Annotated in this window: 20 protein-coding genes and 2 pseudogenes; 8 read left to right on the forward strand and 14 right to left on the reverse strand. The window is 63.6% G+C overall.

What is annotated here, in order from left to right; all coding sequences use genetic code 11:
* A complete protein-coding gene (purU, locus tag APH30_RS07165; RefSeq protein ID WP_047149623.1) occupies positions 1 to 852 on the reverse strand; it encodes a formyltetrahydrofolate deformylase in 852 nt (283 codons plus the stop codon).
* 284 nt (positions 853 to 1,136) lie between these two features.
* On the opposite strand from purU, the gene mvaT reads away from it, so the two are divergent.
* Complete coding sequence (gene mvaT / locus APH30_RS07170; RefSeq protein ID WP_009685634.1) at positions 1,137 to 1,514, forward strand: histone-like nucleoid-structuring protein MvaT; 378 nt, start codon at positions 1,137 to 1,139, stop codon at positions 1,512 to 1,514.
* A 73-nt stretch (positions 1,515 to 1,587) separates the two neighbouring features.
* Here mvaT and sbcB read toward each other — a convergent pair whose 3' ends face one another.
* From sbcB to APH30_RS07185, 3 genes are all read right to left on the reverse strand, one after another.
* Positions 1,588 to 3,021, reverse strand: a complete 1,434-nt coding sequence (gene sbcB, locus APH30_RS07175) for an exodeoxyribonuclease I (protein ID WP_054912075.1) — start codon at positions 3,019 to 3,021, stop codon at positions 1,588 to 1,590.
* A 59-nt stretch (positions 3,022 to 3,080) separates the two neighbouring features.
* Positions 3,081 to 3,440: a PilZ domain-containing protein gene (locus APH30_RS07180; protein WP_009685637.1), complete on the reverse strand. Its 360-nt coding sequence runs from the start codon at positions 3,438 to 3,440 to the stop codon at positions 3,081 to 3,083.
* A gap of 123 nt (positions 3,441 to 3,563) precedes the next feature.
* Complete coding sequence (locus tag APH30_RS07185; protein ID WP_009685638.1) at positions 3,564 to 3,950, reverse strand: tol-pal system YbgF family protein; 387 nt, start codon at positions 3,948 to 3,950, stop codon at positions 3,564 to 3,566.
* A gap of 234 nt (positions 3,951 to 4,184) precedes the next feature.
* On the opposite strand from APH30_RS07185, the gene pyk reads away from it, so the two are divergent.
* Positions 4,185 to 5,639, forward strand: coding sequence for a pyruvate kinase (pyk, locus tag APH30_RS07190; RefSeq protein ID WP_009685639.1), 1,455 nt, complete (start codon positions 4,185 to 4,187; stop codon positions 5,637 to 5,639).
* Positions 5,640 to 5,779: 140 nt separating this feature from the next.
* Here pyk and APH30_RS07195 read toward each other — a convergent pair.
* Together APH30_RS07195 and APH30_RS07200 are read right to left on the reverse strand one after the other, a co-directional pair.
* Positions 5,780 to 6,040 (reverse strand): annotated as a pseudogene (locus APH30_RS07195) (iron-sulfur-binding ferredoxin reductase); the annotation flags it as partial.
* Between the two features lie 364 nt (positions 6,041 to 6,404).
* Complete coding sequence (locus tag APH30_RS07200) at positions 6,405 to 7,325, reverse strand: iron-sulfur-binding ferredoxin reductase (protein ID WP_054912077.1); 921 nt, start codon at positions 7,323 to 7,325, stop codon at positions 6,405 to 6,407.
* Positions 7,326 to 7,603: 278 nt separating this feature from the next.
* On the opposite strand from APH30_RS07200, the gene APH30_RS07205 reads away from it, so the two are divergent.
* A complete protein-coding gene (locus APH30_RS07205) occupies positions 7,604 to 9,127 on the forward strand; it encodes a fumarate hydratase (protein WP_009685641.1) in 1,524 nt (507 codons plus the stop codon).
* A 104-nt stretch (positions 9,128 to 9,231) separates the two neighbouring features.
* Here APH30_RS07205 and APH30_RS07210 read toward each other — a convergent pair whose 3' ends face one another.
* Both APH30_RS07210 and APH30_RS07215 read right to left on the reverse strand, forming a co-directional pair.
* On the reverse strand, positions 9,232 to 10,104 hold the full coding sequence (locus tag APH30_RS07210; protein WP_054912078.1) for a carbon-nitrogen hydrolase family protein: 873 nt from the start codon (positions 10,102 to 10,104) through the stop codon (positions 9,232 to 9,234).
* Positions 10,101 to 10,691 (reverse strand): GNAT family N-acetyltransferase, encoded by a 591-nt coding sequence (locus APH30_RS07215; RefSeq protein WP_054912079.1) that lies wholly within the window; start codon positions 10,689 to 10,691, stop codon positions 10,101 to 10,103. Before APH30_RS07215 ends, APH30_RS07210 begins: the two co-directional genes overlap by 4 nt.
* Before the next feature lie 115 nt (positions 10,692 to 10,806).
* On the opposite strand from APH30_RS07215, the gene APH30_RS07220 reads away from it, so the two are divergent.
* Positions 10,807 to 11,205, forward strand: a complete 399-nt coding sequence (locus APH30_RS07220; protein WP_029887342.1) for a nuclear transport factor 2 family protein — start codon at positions 10,807 to 10,809, stop codon at positions 11,203 to 11,205.
* A 43-nt stretch (positions 11,206 to 11,248) separates the two neighbouring features.
* Here APH30_RS07220 and APH30_RS07225 read toward each other — a convergent pair whose 3' ends face one another.
* From APH30_RS07225 to APH30_RS27615, 4 genes and pseudogenes are all read right to left on the reverse strand, one after another.
* Positions 11,249 to 11,827 (reverse strand): DJ-1/PfpI family protein, encoded by a 579-nt coding sequence (locus APH30_RS07225; protein ID WP_029887341.1) that lies wholly within the window; start codon positions 11,825 to 11,827, stop codon positions 11,249 to 11,251.
* Between the two features lie 51 nt (positions 11,828 to 11,878).
* On the reverse strand, positions 11,879 to 13,036 hold the full coding sequence (locus APH30_RS07230) for a phosphatidylserine/phosphatidylglycerophosphate/cardiolipin synthase family protein (RefSeq protein WP_054912080.1): 1,158 nt from the start codon (positions 13,034 to 13,036) through the stop codon (positions 11,879 to 11,881).
* Position 13,037: 1 nt separating this feature from the next.
* Positions 13,038 to 13,619: a YceI family protein gene (locus tag APH30_RS07235; RefSeq protein ID WP_009685647.1), complete on the reverse strand. Its 582-nt coding sequence runs from the start codon at positions 13,617 to 13,619 to the stop codon at positions 13,038 to 13,040.
* Positions 13,620 to 13,703: 84 nt separating this feature from the next.
* Positions 13,704 to 13,874: pseudogene (locus tag APH30_RS27615) on the reverse strand (acyl-CoA dehydrogenase); the annotation flags it as partial.
* 125 nt (positions 13,875 to 13,999) lie between these two features.
* Between APH30_RS27615 and olsB the strand changes: the two are divergent.
* Both olsB and APH30_RS07245 read left to right on the forward strand, forming a co-directional pair.
* The gene (olsB, locus tag APH30_RS07240) at positions 14,000 to 14,755 is read left to right on the forward strand and encodes an L-ornithine N(alpha)-acyltransferase (protein WP_029887338.1); all 756 of its coding nucleotides are present in this window, start codon (positions 14,000 to 14,002) and stop codon (positions 14,753 to 14,755) included.
* Entirely contained in the window at positions 14,755 to 15,543 is a 789-nt protein-coding gene (locus APH30_RS07245) for a lysophospholipid acyltransferase family protein (RefSeq protein ID WP_054912081.1), read from the forward strand. Before olsB ends, APH30_RS07245 begins: the two co-directional genes overlap by 1 nt.
* Before the next feature lie 241 nt (positions 15,544 to 15,784).
* Here APH30_RS07245 and APH30_RS07250 read toward each other — a convergent pair whose 3' ends face one another.
* Positions 15,785 to 16,369 (reverse strand): ACP phosphodiesterase, encoded by a 585-nt coding sequence (locus APH30_RS07250; protein ID WP_054912082.1) that lies wholly within the window; start codon positions 16,367 to 16,369, stop codon positions 15,785 to 15,787.
* Positions 16,370 to 16,519: 150 nt separating this feature from the next.
* Between APH30_RS07250 and APH30_RS07255 the strand changes: the two genes are divergently transcribed.
* On the forward strand, positions 16,520 to 16,822 hold the full coding sequence (locus APH30_RS07255; RefSeq protein ID WP_054906130.1) for a helix-turn-helix transcriptional regulator: 303 nt from the start codon (positions 16,520 to 16,522) through the stop codon (positions 16,820 to 16,822).
* Positions 16,823 to 16,838: 16 nt separating this feature from the next.
* Positions 16,839 to 17,888 carry an alkene reductase gene (locus APH30_RS07260; RefSeq protein WP_009686830.1) on the forward strand — a complete coding sequence of 350 codons (1,050 nt, stop codon included), beginning with the start codon at positions 16,839 to 16,841 and terminating at the stop codon, positions 17,886 to 17,888.
* Between the two features lie 52 nt (positions 17,889 to 17,940).
* On the opposite strand, the gene APH30_RS07265 is transcribed toward APH30_RS07260, so the two are convergent.
* Positions 17,941 to 18,765, reverse strand: coding sequence for a hypothetical protein (locus APH30_RS07265; RefSeq protein ID WP_054912083.1), 825 nt, complete (start codon positions 18,763 to 18,765; stop codon positions 17,941 to 17,943).
* Positions 18,766 to 18,801 lie beyond the last annotated feature (36 nt).

Below are 18,801 nucleotides of genomic sequence, written 5' to 3' on the forward strand. Positions count from 1 at the left end.
TCAGTCGAAGACCACCGTCTTGTTGCCATGCACAAGCACGCGGTCTTCGAGGTGATAACGCAGGCCACGTGCCAGCACCATCTTTTCCACATCACGGCCAAAGCGAACCATGTCTTCGATGCTGTCGGCGTGGCTCACGCGCACCACGTCCTGCTCGATGATCGGGCCGGCATCCAGTTCTTCGGTGACGTAGTGGCACGTTGCACCGATCAGCTTCACCCCACGCAGCGCGGCCTGGTGGTAAGGCTTGGCACCCACGAACGATGGCAGGAAGCTGTGGTGAATGTTGATGACCTTCTCCGCGTAGTCCCGGCACAGTTGCGGCGGCAGGATTTGCATGTAGCGGGCCAGCACCACGACATCGGCCGCGTGTTCTTCGACCAGGCGCGACACTTCGGCAAAGGCCGGGGCCTTGTCCTTGGGGTCGACCGGTACATGGAAGAACGGTATGCCGTGCCACTCGACCATGCTGCGCAGGTCGTCGTGGTTGGAAATGACACACGGGATCTCGCAGTCCAGTTCATCGGTATGCCAGCGGTGCAACAGGTCAGCCAGGCAATGCGACTCGCGGCTGGCCATCAGCACCACGCGCTTTTTCTGCGCCGAGTCGGTTATCCGCCAGGTCATGGAGAACTCTTCGGCAATCGGCGCAAACGCCTCACGGAAGGCTTCGATACCGAAGGGCAATGATTCGGCGCGGATTTCATGACGCATGAAGAACCAGCCGCTCTGCTCATCGGAGTGATGGCTGGCTTCGTTGATCCAGCCATTGTACAAGGCCAGGAAATTACTGACTTTCGCCACGATCCCTACACGGTCGGGGCAGGCGATCACCAGACGATAGGTGCGCATGAATGAGACTCCAGAACTTCGCAAAGGCGCTTATTCTAGCGGCACGCAAGGAAAAGCGCAGTATTGATTGCAGCGGCCGCGGCCACTGTAGCAACCACGCTGGCAATGTGGACACTATCTGACACAGCCGGCGAAATGGCACACGCTAATGTAAATTTTTGTTCACCGGAGAAATATTGTCACAGCTTAATCAACAGTTAATTGCCCAACATTATGTTTACTTGCGAGTATCGGCTGTCTATTATTGCCCCACACATTTCCGAACACGCATTAAGGAACACTCCATGTCCCTGATCAACGAGTACCGCGCCACCGAAGAAGCCATCAAAGAACTTCAGGCTCGCCTGGCCAACCTGTCGCAGGACGACAAGCTGAAGAAAGAGCTGGAGTTCGAAGGCAAACTGCGCAACCTGATGGGCGAGTACTCCAAGTCCCTGCGCGACGTGATTGCCCTGCTCGACCCAGAGTCGAAACTGAGCAAAGCACCGCGTGGCACCGTCAAGGCTGTTGCTACCAAGCGTGCCCGCAAGGTCAAGCAATACAAGAACCCGCACAACGGTGAAGTGATCGAAACCAAAGGCGGCAACCACAAGACCCTGAAAGAGTGGAAAGCCAAGTGGGGCGGTGACGTGGTCGAGAGCTGGGCTACCCTGCTGGACTGATTGTTCAGCCCGGGCCTTTGCTTATCGCAATCAAAAACGCCGGCACATTGCCGGCGTTTTTGTTTGTCTGCCTTCAGTCAATTGCAAACTGTTGTTGCAAGTTCCGGGCATGTACTTGCCATGCCTCCAGCACGCGCCGCCCGGCCTCGTCGGCGCGCTCCCAGGCTTGCAGGCGCGCCTGCTCGAAATCACCTAATGTGTTCGGCGCCCCCCACTGCGGCTGGCTAAGGCGCTGCTGGCAGAACGCATACCACCGCTGGCGCTCCTCGGGGGTCAAGGTGTCCGGAAAGTTGCGCGCCCGGTAACGGAACAACAGCTCAGGCAAGCGCGGGTCATCGAACAGCCACTGCCCCCGGCCCAATTGCGCCGGTTCCAGCGCACGAACTTGCTCGCATAGACGCCGGTCACGGTCACCAATAAAACCGTTATACAACTGCTGCTCCGGGTCCTCACTCGGCGCGAAATCGTCCTTGCCGTAAATGTGCTCCAGCTTGTCCTGCCATTGCGCCTGTTGATCGGCCAACTGTTCACCGCGCGATTGTAACAACGTCAAGTCGATGCCCAGCCGCTGTTGATCGGCAGGGCGTAATACCGACAGTGGCGCAAGTACCGGGCAGCGATTGATCTGTACCAGTTTAAGCGGCACCGGTAGTTCGCCCTCGGCCAAATCCTCGTGCCGGGTGTACAAGCGCTGACGCAATACTTCAGCACTTTCCCTGAGTAATGGCAGGGTTTCCTGATGCAGGTCGCAGACAATCAGTGCATTGCGATTGTGCGGGTGCCAGGCCAATGGCAAGACCACCCCCAGGTAATTACGCGCTGCTGAAAAACGCCCGGATACATGCACCAGCGGTTGTAGCAAGCGGATCTGTTCCATGACTTTATGCTTGCTGCGCAACTGGAACAGCCAGTCATACAACTTGGGCTGTTTTTGCCGGATCAGTCGCGCCAGGGCAATGGTTGCCCGCACGTCGGAAAGCGCTTCATGCGCATGCCCGTGATCAATGCCGTTGGCCTTGCTCAACAGCTCCAGACGCAGGCTGGTGCGCCCGTCCTGCTGCGGCCACTCGATGCCCTCCGGGCGCAGGGCGTAGGCCGTGCGCACGATGTCGATCAGGTCCCAGCGGCTGTTGCCGCCCTGCCATTCACGGGCATAGGGGTCGAAAAAATTCCGGTACAGGCTGTAGCGGGTCACTTCGTCATCGAAACGCAGGGTGTTGTAGCCCGCCCCACAGGTGCCTGGCTGGGCCAGCTGCGCATGCACGCGGGTCATGAATTCGGCTTCGCACAGGCCCTGCTCGGCCAGTAACTGCGGGGTGATGCCAGTCACCAGGCACGCAGCCGGGTGCGGCAGAATATCGTCGGCGGGGCGGCAGTAAAGGCTGATCGGCTCGTCGATCTCGTTGAGGTCGAAGTCGGTGCGCAGGCCGGCGACCTGCAGCGGCCGGTCACAGCGCGGGTTGATGCCGGTGGTTTCGTAGTCGTGCCAGAAAATGCTGGAGGTCACGGGGTCGTCCTGTCTTGCGAGGTCGACCTGATTCTAACGCGATTCCAGGGCGCCAAGGCTCAGGCAGAGGCGTTGGCCGGGCGGAAGCTGAAATAGTCGCGCAGCGAGCGCACGAAATCGTCGTACTCGCGCGGGGCCTGCAGCAGCATGAAGCCCGAATCGTAATGCCCAGGGGTCTGGTCCTCACTGCACCACAGGCAACTGGCGGTCAGGTTGACGAACTGGAACCCGCCGCCGGCCAGGGGCATGCGAAGTTGCAGTTCATAATCGGGCCCTACCAGCACGGGCAGTTGGCTGATGACCATCAGGCCGTCTTCCGAGGCGTTGCCGAGCAGGCCGATTTCCTGGTCGGTAAAGCGGTTGAACACCTTGAGGGCACAAGGGAGCTGATGGCGTTCGATGCGGCGTTTGTTGAACATGATGGCGAGTGTATTCCGTACCTGATGCCAGGAATACAAGGTACTGGCGGTTGTTGTAACAGCTGGGTTACAGATTAGCGCAGCACGCGCCGCGAATCCCGTGAAATAAACCACACCTTTGTATTAGCGCCAAGGTGCAGTAGTCGCCGGCCGGGCCACGGCCGCTTCGGTACCGCGCAAATGGCCGAGCTTCTCCAGCGTCTGCAGGCGGGCCTGGGCGCGATAGGCGTACTCGTTGCGCGGGTATTGCTGGATCAGGTACTGGTAGGTCTGGGCTGCGTCCACGTACAACGCCTGGCGCTCCAGGCACTGGCCGCGCAGCAGCGACACTTCGGGGTGGATGAAGGGGCGCGCGCGGCTGGTACGGTCTACTTGTGACAGCTCCAGCATCACCCGCGCGCAATCACCCCGGTCATAGGCGCGATAGGCATTGTTCAGGTGGTGGTCCATGGACCAGCGGGTACAGCCGACAGCACTGGCGGCGAGGGCGAAAACGATCAGGGCTCGCATGGCAATCTCCTTTGATAGCAAACCTATCGGCCGCTGTCGGGTTTTCTTCAGCGGCGCGCGACAAGTGCCAGGCCGCCACGAGCGGCATGAATGCCGCGCGCGCTTTTCCTTGTAGCTTACTGCTTGTAGCTTGCAGCTGCCCTACCCCGGAAGTCACAGGTAGTGCAACGGAACAATGACTACAGCGAGATTCAGGAGTAGCCTTTCGCTGCGCTTCACTATAGGAGTCTGTGCATGAGCATCCGCCGTACCAAAATCGTCGCCACCCTTGGCCCCGCCAGCAACTCGCCGGAAGTGATCGAACAGCTGATCCTCGCCGGTCTCGACGTGGCACGCCTGAACTTCTCCCACGGCACGCCGGACGAGCACAAGGCCCGCGCGCGCCTGATCCGCGACATCGCTGCCAAGAACGGCCGCCATGTTGCACTGCTGGGCGACCTGCAGGGTCCGAAGATCCGCATCGCGAAGTTCGCCAACAAGCGCATCGAACTGAAGATCGGTGACAAGTTCACCTTCTCCACCGCCCACCCGCTGACCGAAGGCAACCAGGATATCGTCGGCATCGACTACCCGGACCTGGTCAAGGACTGCGGTGTCGGTGACGAACTGCTGCTCGACGATGGCCGCGTGGTCATGCGCGTCGAAACCGCCACCGCCGATGCCCTGCACTGCGTGGTGATCATCGGTGGCCCGCTGTCGGACCACAAGGGCATCAACCGTAAAGGTGGCGGCCTGACCGCACCGGCCCTGACCGAAAAGGACAAGGCCGACATCAAGCTGGCTGCGGAAATGGACCTGGACTACCTGGCCGTGTCGTTCCCGCGGGACGCCAGCGACATGGAATACGCGCGCAAGCTGCGTGACGAGTCCGGTGGCAGCGCCTGGCTGGTGGCCAAGATCGAGCGCGCCGAAGCCGTTGCCGACGACGAGACCCTGGACAAGCTGATTCTCGCTTCCGACGCCGTCATGGTCGCCCGCGGTGACTTGGGCGTGGAAATCGGCGACGCCGAGCTGATCGCTATTCAGAAGAAGATCATCCAGCACGCTCGCCGCAACAACAAGGCAGTGATCGTGGCGACCCAGATGATGGAGTCGATGATCCAGAACCCGATGCCGACCCGTGCCGAAGTGTCCGACGTGGCCAACGCCGTGCTCGACAACACCGACGCGGTCATGCTGTCGGCGGAAAGTGCTGCCGGTTCGTACCCGATCGAAGCCGTACAGGCCATGGCCCGCATCTGCTCCGGTGCCGAGAAGCACCCGACCAGCCAGCGCTCCAGCCACCGCCTGCACACCACCTTCGAGCGCTGCGACGAAAGCATCGCCCTGGCGGCGATGTACACGGCCAACCACTTCCCGGGCGTGAAGGCGATCATCGCCTTGACTGAAAGCGGCTACACCCCGCTGATCATGTCGCGCCTGCGCTCGCACGTGCCGATCTTCGCGCTCTCGCCGCACCGCGCGACCCAGGCACGGGCCAACATGTTCCGTGGCGTCTACCCGATTGCCTTCGACCCCGCTTCGCTGCCGGCCGACAAAGTCAGCCAGGCAGCTGTCGACGAACTGCTCAAGCGCGGCTTGGTAGAACAAGGCGACTGGGTGATCCTGACCAAAGGTGACAGCTACCACACCATCGGTGGCACCAATGGTATGAAGATCCTGCATGTGGGTGATCCGCTGGTCGGCTGAGCCTGCCTCAGAGGGGGCCGCTCTGCGGCCCTTCGCGGGCGTGCCCGCTCCTACAGGTACAGCGCCAGCCTCAGGCCTGTCGTTACCTCTGTGGGAGCGGGCTCGCCCGCGAATAGGCCGGCACAATCAACACAACTGCCTCAGGCATGTTCAACGAAGACATCAGTGAACACCTGCCCACGCGGCACCCCGGCAATGAACAGCCGCCGCGCAAACCGTTCCACACTCCCCGCTGCCCCACACACCAGCGCCACCGTCTGCCGCGAAGGCGGCCGCAACCGCGCCAGCGCTTCATCCATCTGTTCTTCCAGCACTAGGTCGACCTGCACACCCTCCAGCTGCATCAGGGGTTCAGCCAGACAGTGCCCGGCGCTGTTGCGCGCCACGTGCAGCACCCGAATCCAGGTCGCCCTGCCTGAAAGGGGGCCGCTCTGCGGCCCTTCGCGGGCATGCCCGCTCCCACAGGTACAGCGCTAGCCTCAGGCCTGTCGTTACCTCTGTGGGAGCGGGCGAGCCCGCGAATAGGCCGGCACAGTCAACCGCGAAGGCGGGCGCAACACTAGGGGTTCAGCCAGACAGTGCCCGGCGCTGTTGCGCGCCACGTGCAGCACCCGGATATAGGTCGCCCTGCCTGAAAGGGGGCCGCTCTGCGGCCCTTCGCGGGCATGCCCGCTCCTACAGGTACAGCGCCAGCCTCAGGCCTGTCGTTACCTCTGTGGGAGCGGGCGAGCCCGCGAATAGGCCGGCACAATCAACCCGGCTGCCTCAGGCATGTTCAACGAAAACGTCAGTAAATACTTGCCCCCGCGGCACGCCGGCAATGAACAGCCGCCGCGCAAACCGGTCCACACTCCCCGCTGCCCCACACACCAGCGCCACCGTCTGCCGCGAAGGCGGGCGCAACCGCGCCAGCGCTTCATCCATCTGCTCTTCCAGGACCAGCTCGACCTGCACGCCTTGCAGCTGCATCAGGGGTTCAGCCAGATAGTGCCCGGCGCTGTTGCGCGCCACATGCAGCACCCGAATCTCGCCGCGATGCCCCTGCCGCACAGCCTCACGCAAGATACCCCACAACGGCGCAAGCCCGGTTCCGGCTGCCAGCAGCCAGAGCGGCCGATCCTGCCAATCCGGGTCGTAGTGCAACGCACCACCCCTGAATTCCCCCAGGCGCAGCACATCTGCTACCTGCAAACCACGAGCCTTGTCGCAAAAGGCGCCGGGGCGCCGGCAATCGATGTGCAACTCCAGGAAGTCATCTTCCCCCGGCAGGCTGGCCAGTGAATAAGGCCGCGCTACCGAACCATTCCACAGCACCACATGCTGCCCCGCCTGGTAACGCACCGCCCGCTCGGGCCGTAGCCGTACACGCAACACGTCACCGTACCAGTCCAGCGCACAGACGTGCGCCGGCACACCATCGCGCTGCGGGTCGAACAACGCAACCTGCAAGTCCTCGATCACCCTGCACTGGCAAGCCAGGCGCCAGCCCAGGGCGTGCTGGTCCAGGGCCAGGGCCTCAGGCATGGCGTCCAGCGGCTGCCCGGCCTGGCAGTGCACCAGGCAGGCGTGGCAGCTTCCGGCGCGGCAGCTGTAGGGCACGTTGAGCCCGGCCTCGTTCAGGGCATCGAGCAGGTTGCTGCCGGTCGGCACCGCCCAGCGGTGCTCGCCTACGCAAAGTTCGGGCATCTTCAGGTATCTCTTCCCGCTTCAGGTTGTGGGGGGCGCTCTGCGCGCCCGTCGATAGTAAGGCCAACCACAGGCGTCAGCAGCAAAAAGGATGCCCAGCCCCAACCGACCAAGGTCCAGACCACTCGCAGGTGTGTCACGCGGTGAGGCACGCTATACTGCCGCGCCCTTTTGCGTCGGCCATGCTGCCGGCGCGCCTTTGCAAGGCGTCTCGACATGCTGGTCGGCACCGTCGAGCGTCTCTATGAATGTTCCCGTCTTTAAGAGGAGCGCGCTGCATGACCGTGATCAAGCAAGACGACCTGATTCAGAGCGTCGCCGACGCCCTGCAATTCATCTCGTACTACCACCCCGTCGATTTCATCCAGGCCATGCACGAGGCCTATCTGCGCGAAGAGTCGCCTGCTGCCCGCGACTCCATCGCCCAGATCCTGATCAACTCGCGCATGTGCGCCACCGGCCACCGCCCGATCTGCCAGGACACCGGTATCGTCACCGTGTTCGTGCGTGTGGGTATGGATGTGCGCTGGGACGGTGCCACCCTGAGCGTCGACGACATGATCAACGAAGGTGTGCGTCGCGCCTACAACCTGCCTGAAAACGTCCTGCGTGCCTCGATCCTGGCCGACCCGGCCGGTGCCCGCAAGAACACCAAGGACAACACCCCAGCCGTGATCCACTATTCCATCGTGCCTGGCGACAAGGTCGAGGTCGATGTCGCCGCCAAGGGCGGCGGCTCGGAGAACAAGTCGAAGATGGCCATGCTCAACCCGTCCGACTCGATCGTCGACTGGGTGCTCAAGACCGTACCGACCATGGGTGCTGGCTGGTGCCCGCCTGGCATGCTCGGCATCGGCATTGGCGGTACCGCCGAGAAGGCCGCGGTCATGGCCAAGGAAGTGTTGATGGAGTCCATCGACATTCATGAGCTCAAAGCCCGTGGCCCGCAGAACCGCCTGGAAGAAATCCGCCTGGAGCTGTTCGAGAAGGTCAACCAACTGGGCATCGGTGCCCAGGGCCTGGGTGGCCTGACCACCGTGCTCGACGTGAAGATCATGGACTACCCGACCCACGCCGCTTCGCTGCCGGTGTGCATGATCCCCAACTGCGCCGCCACCCGCCACGCGCACTTCGTGCTCGATGGCTCCGGCCCGGCCGAGCTGGAAGCGCCATCGCTGGACGCCTACCCGGAAATCGTCTGGGAAGCCGGCCCAAGCGCACGTCGCGTCAACCTCGACGATATCACCCCGGAAGAAGTCGCCAGCTGGAAGCCGGGCGAAACCATCCTGCTCAACGGCAAGATGCTGACCGGCCGCGACGCCGCGCACAAGCGCATGGTGGAAATGCTCAACCGTGGCGAAGCGCTGCCAGTGGACCTCAAAGGCCGCTTCATCTACTACGTTGGCCCGGTCGACCCGGTCGGTGACGAAGTGGTTGGCCCTGCCGGCCCGACCACCGCGACCCGCATGGACAAGTTCACCCGCCAGATCCTCGAGCAGACGGGCCTGCTGGGCATGATCGGCAAGTCCGAACGTGGCCCCACCGCGATCGAAGCGATCAAGGACAACAAGGCCGTATACCTGATGGCCGTGGGCGGCGCTGCCTACCTGGTAGCCCAGGCTATCCGCAAGTCCAAGGTACTGGCCTTCGCCGAACTGGGCATGGAAGCGATCTACGAGTTCGAGGTCAAGGACATGCCAGTTACTGTTGCCGTAGACAGCAACGGTGAGTCGGTGCACATCACTGGCCCGGCCCTGTGGCAGAGCAAGATTGCCCAGAGCCTGGCAGTCGAAGTCAAGTAAACCTGATGTAACAGCGGCGCCTGCTTCGCGGGTGAACCCGCTCCTACAGGGACCTCATGTCCCCGGTGGGAGCGGGTTCACCCGCGAAGCAGGCGCCTCTGCTTTCAACGCACTCTGTCAAACTGCTCTGGCCAGTCCCTGCGGGTAAACACCTGCCCTTCCCGCCGCACTCGCCGTACTTCCTCAAGGTCCACGTCACACACCAGCCACTGGCTTCTGCCCGGGTCAAGCGCTGCGCTCAAGGCAACCACACCGTCCCCCGGCATGCCATGGTCCGGCGGTACGAACAACCCTGCCCGGCCAATATTCTCATCCAGCGCCGGCGACCAGGCCGCCAGCCCTACCGTCGGGCTCTGCAACACCGCTATCTGGTTCTCCAGCGCCCGTGCCTGGGCACCGATGCGCACCCGGTGATAGCCCGCCTCGGTGTCGGTGCAGCTCGGTGCCAGGATCAGGTCGGCACCCAACTCGGCCAACTGCCGGGCCAGCATCGGGAACTCATTGTCGTAGCAGATCAGAATGCCTACACGCCCCAGTGCAGTATCGAACACCCGCAGCCCCTGGCCTGCGCTGATGCCCCACTGCTCTCGCTCGAAGCGGGTCATCATCAGTTTGTCCTGGTAGCCCAGCGGCCCCTCGGGACCGAACAGCCAGGCGCGGTTGCGGTAGACACCGTCATTGTCCAGCACCGGCACGCTCCCCGGCTGCAGGTAGATGCCCCAGCGCCTGGCCATGCGTTCACACAAGGCTGCCCAGGCGCCGATCAGCGGTTGGATCCCGGCAATCGAACCCAGCAGGTCGCCCCGCTGTTCACCCTTCAACTGGCCGCTGAGTACCAGCCCGGCGTACTCGGGCAGCAACAGCAAACGGGCGCCCGCCGCCACCGCTTCGGCGCACAGGCCCTGCAGGTGGTCGGCATAGGCGTCCCAGGTTTCATGCAGTTCGATGGCGTACTGGCAGGCCGCCAGGCGGATCATACCGGCAGCTCCTTCAGCCAGAACGACATCAGCTTGTCGGAGCTTTCCTGCTCGTCCAGGTCACGCCAGGCATAGCGGGTGCGCAGCGACGGGTCGTGCAGGAAACCGCGGTTACGCCAGAAACCATGCAACGGCTTGTAGTCTGCAGGCCGGCGCGGGTGCACACCGGGCCGCTCGACCGCACAGAACGCGCAGTAGTCGAACTCGACCAGTTTGTGGGCATAAGACTCGCGTTCGATGAAGAAACGCACGCCCAAACCTTGGCCGCGGTACTCCGGCAATACCAGCGACTCACCAAAGTAATAAACGCTGGCCGGGTCCCGCCCCTGGGCCAGGAACGGCTGCTGGAACTCCGGGGCCACGTCCACCAGCGGCAGGCCGGTAGATGCACCCACCACCTGGCCTTGGTCCAGCGCCAGCACCACCAGGCTGCGCCCGGAAAGGGCATAGTTGGCCAGGTAGTCGGCTTCGTACTCCGGGGTGCCGTCGTACAGGTACGGGAACTCGCGGAATACGGTGAGGCGCAAGCGAGCGAGGTCATCGATGTAGGGCGCGATAGCGGCGCCGTGCAACAGGCGTATTTCCATGCTTGGCGGTCGTTTTGTCGATGTGGATGACGCGCTCGGCTAAGCCGGGCTTGAGGGGGAACCGTATCATCCGGGGCAACGACCCGCCTTTTCCCTACACGACAGGTATTGTTCCATGACCGCTACCGAACTGGTAAATGCGTACTACGCCGCCTTCAACGCCGGCGACATGCCGGGCTTTCTGGCACTGCTCAGCGAAGACGTGATCCACGACATCAACCAGGGCGAGCGGCAGATGGGCAAGGCCAGGTTTGCAGCGTTCATGGACAAGATGAACCGCTGCTACCGCGAGCGCCTGGCCGACATCGTGGTCATGCAGAACGCCGACGGCAGCCGTGCGGCGGCGGAGTTCACCGTGCATGGCCAGTACCTGGCCAATGACGATGGGTTGCCGCCGGCGAACGGGCAGACCTACGTGCTGCCGGCCGGGGCCTTCTTCTACATCCATTGCGGCAAGATTGCCCGCGTGACCAACTACTACAACCTCAATGACTGGGTTGAACAGGTAGGTTGAGCCTGTACGGGCCTGTTCGCGGGTTCACCTGCGAACACGCCTGTCAGGCGATGCGGGTGCCCAGCACCTTGAGGAAGGCCGCCAGCCACGCCGGGTGCGCCGGCCAGGCCGGGGCGGTTACCAGGTTGCCATCCACATGGGCCTGGTCCACGGCGATGTCGATGAACGTCCCACCCGCCAGCCGCACCTCCGGCGCACACGCCGGGTAGGCGCTGCATTCGCGCCCTTTCAGCACCCCGGCCGCTGCCAGCAACTGCGCACCATGGCACACTGCTGCAATCGGCTTGCCGGCCTGGTCGAACGCCCGCACCAACTCCAGCACCTTCTCATCCAGGCGCAGGTACTCCGGCGCCCGGCCACCCGGGATCAGCAGCGCGTCGTAGCGCTCGGGCCGCACCCGCACGAAATCGAAGTTCAGGGCAAAGTTGTGCCCGGGTTTTTCGCTGTAGGTCTGCTCACCCTCGAAATCATGAATCGCGGTACGCACGGTCTGCCCCGCCAGCTTTTCCGGGCAGACCGCGTGCACCGTGTGGCCGACCATGCTCAGTGCCTGGAACGGCACCATTGCTTCGTAATCCTCGACGTAATCGCCGACCAGCATCAGAATTTTTTTCGCCGTCATCGCACACACTCCTTCGCTCGCCCGTGAACAGTCATTGCACGATAGCCGCTATCAGTCGCGGCGGTCGAGCAGGTTCACCACCAGCCGGTCGAGCCAGCCCCAGATGCGCTGCTTGACCCGCCGCCACAGCGGCCGGGCGTGCCAATGGGCCAGGTCGACTTCCTCGCTCAGGGCAAAATCGCGCTCGAAGCTGGCGACCACGGCCGCCGTCAGCGGTGGGTCCAGTGCCTCGATGTTGGCTTCCAGGTTGAAGCGCAGGTTCCAATGGTCGAAGTTGCAGGAGCCAACGCTGACCCAGTCGTCCACCACGGCCATCTTCAGGTGCAGGAAGCACGGCTGGTACTCGAAAATGCGTACACCAGCGCGCAGCAGGCGCGGGTAGTAGCGGTGCCCGGCATACCGGACCGAGGGGTGGTCGGTGCGCGGCCCGGTCAGCAGCAGCCGCACGTCCAGGCCCTTGCTGGCGGCCCGGCGCAAGGAACGGCGTACACTCCAGGTTGGCAAGAAGTAGGGCGTGGCCAGCCATACCCGTTGCTTGCCGCTGTTTAGGGCGCGCACCAGCGCGTGCAGGATATCCTGGTGCTGACGGGCGTCGGCGTAGGCCACCCGGCCCATGCCCTGCCCCTGCGCCGGCACCTTGGGCAGGCGCGGCAAGCCAAAGCCCTCGGCGGGGCGCCATGCGGTGCGGCGGTTGTTGGCATGCCACTGGCGGTCGAACAGCAATTGCCAGTCGGCCACCACCGGGCCTTGCATCTGCACCATCACCTCGTGCCAGTCACTGCGCGCCTGGCCGGGTGTCCAGAACTCATCGGTTACGCCCGTGCCGCCGACCACGGCCCAGCGCTCGTCCACCAACAGCAGTTTGCGGTGGTCGCGGTACAAGTTGCGCAGGCCACGCTTCCAGCGCAGGCGGTTGTACCAGCGCAGGTCCACGCCCGCCGCCAGCAAGCGCTGGCGTAGCTTGCTGTTGAAGGCCAGCGAACCGTAGTCGTCGAACAGGCAGCGCACTCGCACTCCCCGCCGGGCCGTGTGCTCCAGCGCTTCGACCACCGCCTCGGCACAGGCCCCTGCCTCGACCAGGTAGAGCTCCAGGTCTACCTGCGACTCGGCGCGCTCGATCGCCCCAAGCATGCGCGGAAAGAACTCGGGGCCGTCGATCAGCAGCTCGAACTGGTTACCCTCCCGCCAGGGAAATACCGGCCCCGGCATGTCAGCGCGCGGTGAAAATCAGCACCGCATTGACCGGCACCGACGGGTTGATGGATTTGAGCTTGGCAAACTTGCGCAGGTTTTCCAGCCCCGGCAGCAGGCCAAAGTCCTCGGCACGCAGCAGCAGTGGCTCGAGGGTGACCACCTGGAACCGTCGCGCATCCAGGCGGGTTGCCAGCAACAAGGCGTTGTAGCGGTGCGACTGCCCGTGCAAGGTGACCGTCAGCGGCAGGCGCAGCTCGATCTGGGCACCATCGGCCAGGTCATTGATCGGGCGCAGGTCGATTTGCGCCTTCACCGTGGCCTCGGCAAAGCGGCCGACCTCGAACAGCTGGTCACGCATCTGCTCATCACGCAGGGGGATGCCACTGCTGACCGAATCCATCTCGATGCGCAAGCCCGCCACGCCCTTGTTGTCGACCGAACCATGCAGCACCAGGAAGCGATGCACTTCGGCGGTATCGCCGTTCTTGCCGGTAATGAACGACAAGCGCGAAGACTCGCCATCGAGGTGCCAGTTGGCATGGGCGGGCAGGCAAACAGCCAGCAACAGGGCGAAGAGCGCGGAGGGCAACTTGAACATGACAAATCTCAGAAAACCAAGCCGCCAACCTTACCCGCCCGCTTTAGCGGCAGCAAGCGGCGTGCCCTGCTGGGGCTTGCGCACTCATGCAGAGCCCACAGCAGCCCAGGCCTTGTGCAGCCGTTTCTCCCGCGCCGCCGCAGCCAGCGCCATCACCCCCTGATCCCGCTGCCACAGCTCGGCCCAATGCGCCGGCCCCGCCGCCAACGCCGCGTCTACCTGCGGCCGCAGAGCCTGGAATGGCACGTACAAGCCCCTGGGTGTTGTCACGCAAGCATCACCAAAGCTTCACCGGGGTGACACCGCGTCTGCCTAGGCTGACTTTGCACAACAAAGCCGACCGGCCGCAACCCTTCATGGCTGGCTTATGGAGACTCGCAATGACTCGGATCGCTCACGCTGGCGACAACAGCACTGAACGCCGTCTGCAAGCCGAACGCCTGGTTGGCGCCAAGGCGCTGCAAGAAGCCCAAGCCTTGCGTTACCAAGTGTTCAGCGCAGAATTCAAGGCCAAACTCAAAGGTGCCGAGCACGGCCTGGACATGGACGACTACGACGTGCACTGCCGCCACATTGGTGTACGCGACCTGAGTACCGGCAAGCTGGTGGCCACTACCCGGCTGCTTGACCACCAGGCCGCCAGCAGCCTGGGGCGGTTCTACAGCGAAGAAGAATTCCGCCTGCACGGCCTGTTGCAGCTGCAAGGGCCGATCCTTGAACTGGGGCGTACCTGCGTAGCCCCCGCCTACCGCAATGGCGGCACCATTGCCGTGCTCTGGGGCGAGCTGGCCGAGGTCCTCAATGAAGGCCGCTACCGTTACCTGATGGGCTGCGCCAGCATCCCCATGCAGGACGGTGGCGTACAGGCCCAGGCCGTGATGCAGCGCCTGCGCGAGCGCTACCTGTGCACCGAACACCTGCGCGCCGAACCGAAGAAGCCGCTGCCGAACCTGGCGCTGCCCAACAACGTCATCGCTGAACTGCCACCGCTGCTCAAAGCCTACATGCGCCTGGGTGCAAAGATCTGCGGCGAGCCGTGCTGGGACGAAGACTTCCAGGTCGCCGACGTGTTCATCCTGCTCAAGCGCGACGACCTGTGCCCGCGCTACGCCCGCCACTTCAAGGCGGCAGTCTGATGCCCAGGCTGCGGGTGCTGGCCCGCGTCTGCAGGCTGCTGCTGGTCGTGCTGCTCGGCGTGCTGATGGCCAGCGTGATCGCCGTGGGGCAGCGGCTGGGCCTGAAGGCCTCGCTCGAACGGCGCCAGCGCTGGACCTGCCTGTTCATGAAACGCCTGGTCGCAGCCCTGCCCTTCGACGTGCAGGTGCGCGGGGCGCTGCCGCAGCGGCCGATGTTGTGGGTCAGCAACCATGTGTCGTGGACCGACATCCCCCTGCTGGCCATGCTGATGCCCCTGTCATTCCTGTCCAAGGCCGAAGTGCGCCAGTGGCCGCTGGCCGGCTGGCTGGCGGACCAGGCCGGCACGCTGTTCATTCGTCGTGGGGGCGGCGACAGCGAACGGCTGCGCGAGCAGATTGCCAGGCAACTGGGCCTGGCCCGACCGCTGCTGATCTTTCCTGAAGGCACCACCACCAGCGGTCACGCCTTGCGCACTTTCCATGGCCGCCTGCTGGCACCGGCCATCGACCGTGGCGTAGCGGTGCAGCCAGTGGCCATCCAATACCTGCGCGACGGCCAGATCGACCCGGTTGCGCCTTTTGTTGGTGACGACGACCTGGTGGCGCACCTGCTGCGCCTGTTCGCCCAGCCACGTGCGCAGGTATGCATTCACCTGTTGCCGCCCATCGGGACTGTGGGCAAGGAACGTGCGCTGCTGGCAATGCAGGCACAGCAGGCGATTCACCTGGCGTTGTATGGGTTCGAAAACGTCGAGGCGGCGCCACGGCGGCAGGCGCGGGCTGCCTGATCTCTATCTCATGTTGCGGCCCTATCGCCGGCAAGCCGGCTTTACAGGTACTGCGTTGGCCTGCAAACCTGCAGTGAACTTGTGGGAGATTCTATGGTTTCTGGCAATGGCATCAGGGTTGCCAGATGCTCGCCGTAGCATCTAACAGGCGCTGCATAACTTGAGGCAAACACCGACAGCCCTGACGCGATCCCTGTGGGAGCTGGCTTGCCGGCGATAGGGCCACCACAGGCAACCAACATCAGTTGCCTGACACACGCCCCGCCGCTGCAAACGCCTGCAATTGCGGGTAGAACGCGCGAAAGTCCGCCAGCAGCGGCTCGTACAGCCGCTCCAGCTCCACCATCACCCCCGCCATCGCGTCTGGCCGCGACAGCCGCCGGCCGATACCGTTGAACACCTGCTCCAGCGTGGCGAAGTCGCCATAAGCCCCCAACCAGTCATCGGCAGCCATGAACGGCGCAATGCGCGCCAGCCGCCCCGGCAGCTCAGGCTCCGCCAGCAATACCCGATAAAACTTGCCAGTGAACTGCGCCAAAGGCTGCTCGGCATAGTCGTGCCAATGCCGCGCCAGGCAGTGGTCGAAGAACACGTCCAGCACGATGCCGGCGAAGCGCCGCCGCTCACGTGGGAACCGCGCCAGCGCCGCCAGTACCAAGGGGTGCCGGTCGGTATAGCTGTCGATATGCCGGTGCAACCGGATAGCCGCCTCCAAGGCAGGCGGGAAGCGCCCGTCCAGCGAGCCTTTGACGAAATCGCCGTACAGGCTGCCCAGCAGTTGTTGCGGGGCCGGCCCGCCCAGGTGCAAATGTGCAAGGTAGTTCATGAGCGCAGTCTAACACCGCGGCGCCCAATATCGTTATAACGCGATATAGCGATTTGAACTCAGCTAAGCACCACTGGATATTTGGATATCGGCATTCAGCGATTTATATTTCGCCCTATCGCGATATACCGCTACAACGAGCCTAACGCCATGCCACTCGATCTCGACGAAATCATAAAAGCGCTGGCCCACCCGGTCAGGCGAGAAATTCTCAGCTGGCTGAAAGACCCGGCAAACCAGTTCCCGGACCAGTACCACAGCACCGAAAACGGTGTGTGTGCCGGGCAGATCGACCAACGCTGCGGCCTTTCGCAGTCGACCGTCTCCGCCCACCTGGCCACCTTGCAGCGTGCCGGGCTGATCAGCAGCCAGAAGATCGGCCAATGGCATTTCTTCAAACGCAACGAAGCCACCATCCAGGCGTTCCTGGAACAACTGCGCCAAGCGCTTTGACCAGCAGGTAACCGACATGACCACGCTTTTCGATCCGATCACCCTGGGCGACCTGCAGTTGCCCAACCGCATCATCATGGCCCCACTCACCCGCTGCCGTGCAGACGAGGGCCGCGTGCCCAATGCCTTGATGGCCGAGTACTACGTCCAACGCGCCAGCGCCGGGCTGATTCTCAGCGAGGCAACCTCGGTCACCGCCATGGGCGTCGGCTACCCTGATACGCCCGGTATCTGGAACGATGAGCAAGTCCGCGGCTGGACCAATGTCACCAAGGCCGTGCATGGCGCTGGCGGGCGCATATTCCTGCAGCTGTGGCACGTGGGGCGTATCTCGCACCCCAGCTACCTGAACGGCGAACTGCCGGTGGCCCCCAGCGCGATCCAGGCCAAGGGGCATGTCAGCCTGGTACGCCCGCTGAGTGACTACCCCACCCCGCGCGCACTGGAAACCGAAGAAATCAGCGACATCGTCGAGGCCTACCGCAGCGGTGCAGAAAACGCCAAGGCCGCCGGCTTCGATGGTGTGGAAATTCACGGCGCCAATGGCTACCTGCTCGACCAGTTCCTGCAAAGCAGTACCAACCAGCGCACCGACCGCTACGGCGGCTCGCTGGAAAACCGCGCACGCCTGCTGCTGGAAGTGACCGATGCCGCCATCGAGGTGTGGGGGGCCAACCGGGTCGGCGTGCACCTGGCACCACGTGCCGACGCCCACGACATGGGTGACGCCGACCGTGCCGAGACGTTCACGTACGTTGCCCGCGAACTGGGCAAGCGCGGCATCGCCTTCATCTGCTCGCGGGAGCGTGAAGCCGACGATAGCATCGGGCCGTTGATCAAGGCGGCGTTTGGTGGGCCATACATCGTCAACGAGCGTTTCGACAAGGCAAGTGCCAATGCAGCGCTGGCCGATGGCAAGGCCGATGCAGTGGCGTTCGGGGTGCCGTTCATTGCCAACCCGGACCTGCCGGCACGCCTGGCAGCAGATGCACCGTTGAACGAGGCGCACCCCGAAACGTTCTATAGCAAGGGGCCGGTGGGGTATATCGATTACCCGCGCCTGTAACCCAGCGAACCCGCTGCTACCGTGCACCTGTAGCAGCGGGTTCAGGCCATTTTCAGGGCCGAGCGTTGATTTGCTGCTGCAGGTTCTGGATCTGGCTCTGAAGGGTGTTGAGGTTGCGCGTGGTCTGCCCGCGGAACGCATCGAACTCCTGTACCGATGCGCCACTTGAGCCCGACGAGCCGCGGTTTTCCATTTGCGTCTTGAGCACCAGCACGTCCTGCTCCAGGCTTTCGATCGCCGCACTCGGGTTGCCCTGCTTCTTCAGCGCAGCCACCTCTTCGCTCAGGCTTTTGAGCTGCCCATCAAGCTTGCCACCGTCTACCTGGCCCGACTTCAACGCCGCCAGCTCGGCATTCACCGCCTTCAACTGCGCCTGCAGCTGGCCCTGCAATTCGGTCACGGCTTTCTGCTGCTCACGGGTATCGGCCAGCACCTGCTCCAGGCGCTTGCCCAGGTCGCCGGCCTGGCCAGCCACGCCTTGCTGCTGCTTGCTCTGCTCGGCCAGGCTGGCCTGCAACTGGCGGATCTGCAGCTTGAGCGCCTCGCTGCCGGTGTTGACCGACGATTCGCTGGCAGCGACCTTGCCACTGATTGCCTGCAAGCGCCCCGCTGCATCCTCGCTGATGCGGGCAAAGCTTTCCTGGGTGGCCACCAGTTGCTGCTCCATCAGCGAGATCTGCTGGAAGCTCCACCAGCCCAGCCCGGCCAGGGCTATGAACGAGGCCCCCAGCAGCACCCACAAAGGCCCGGTGCTGGCCGGCCTGGCCGCCTTCTGGCGGCTACGGGCCACGTGCGCCGGCAACAGTTCGTCATCATCAGGGGTGCCGGCCCGCAGGGTTGGCACATCATCGAAATCGTCGTGAGCATCGTTGCGCATGGGTGAGTTCAACCGCGGTAATAGCAAAGAAACAGG

Source organism: Pseudomonas sp. NBRC 111127 (genome assembly GCF_001320345.1).
GTDB lineage: Bacteria > Pseudomonadota > Gammaproteobacteria > Pseudomonadales > Pseudomonadaceae > Aquipseudomonas > Aquipseudomonas juntendi.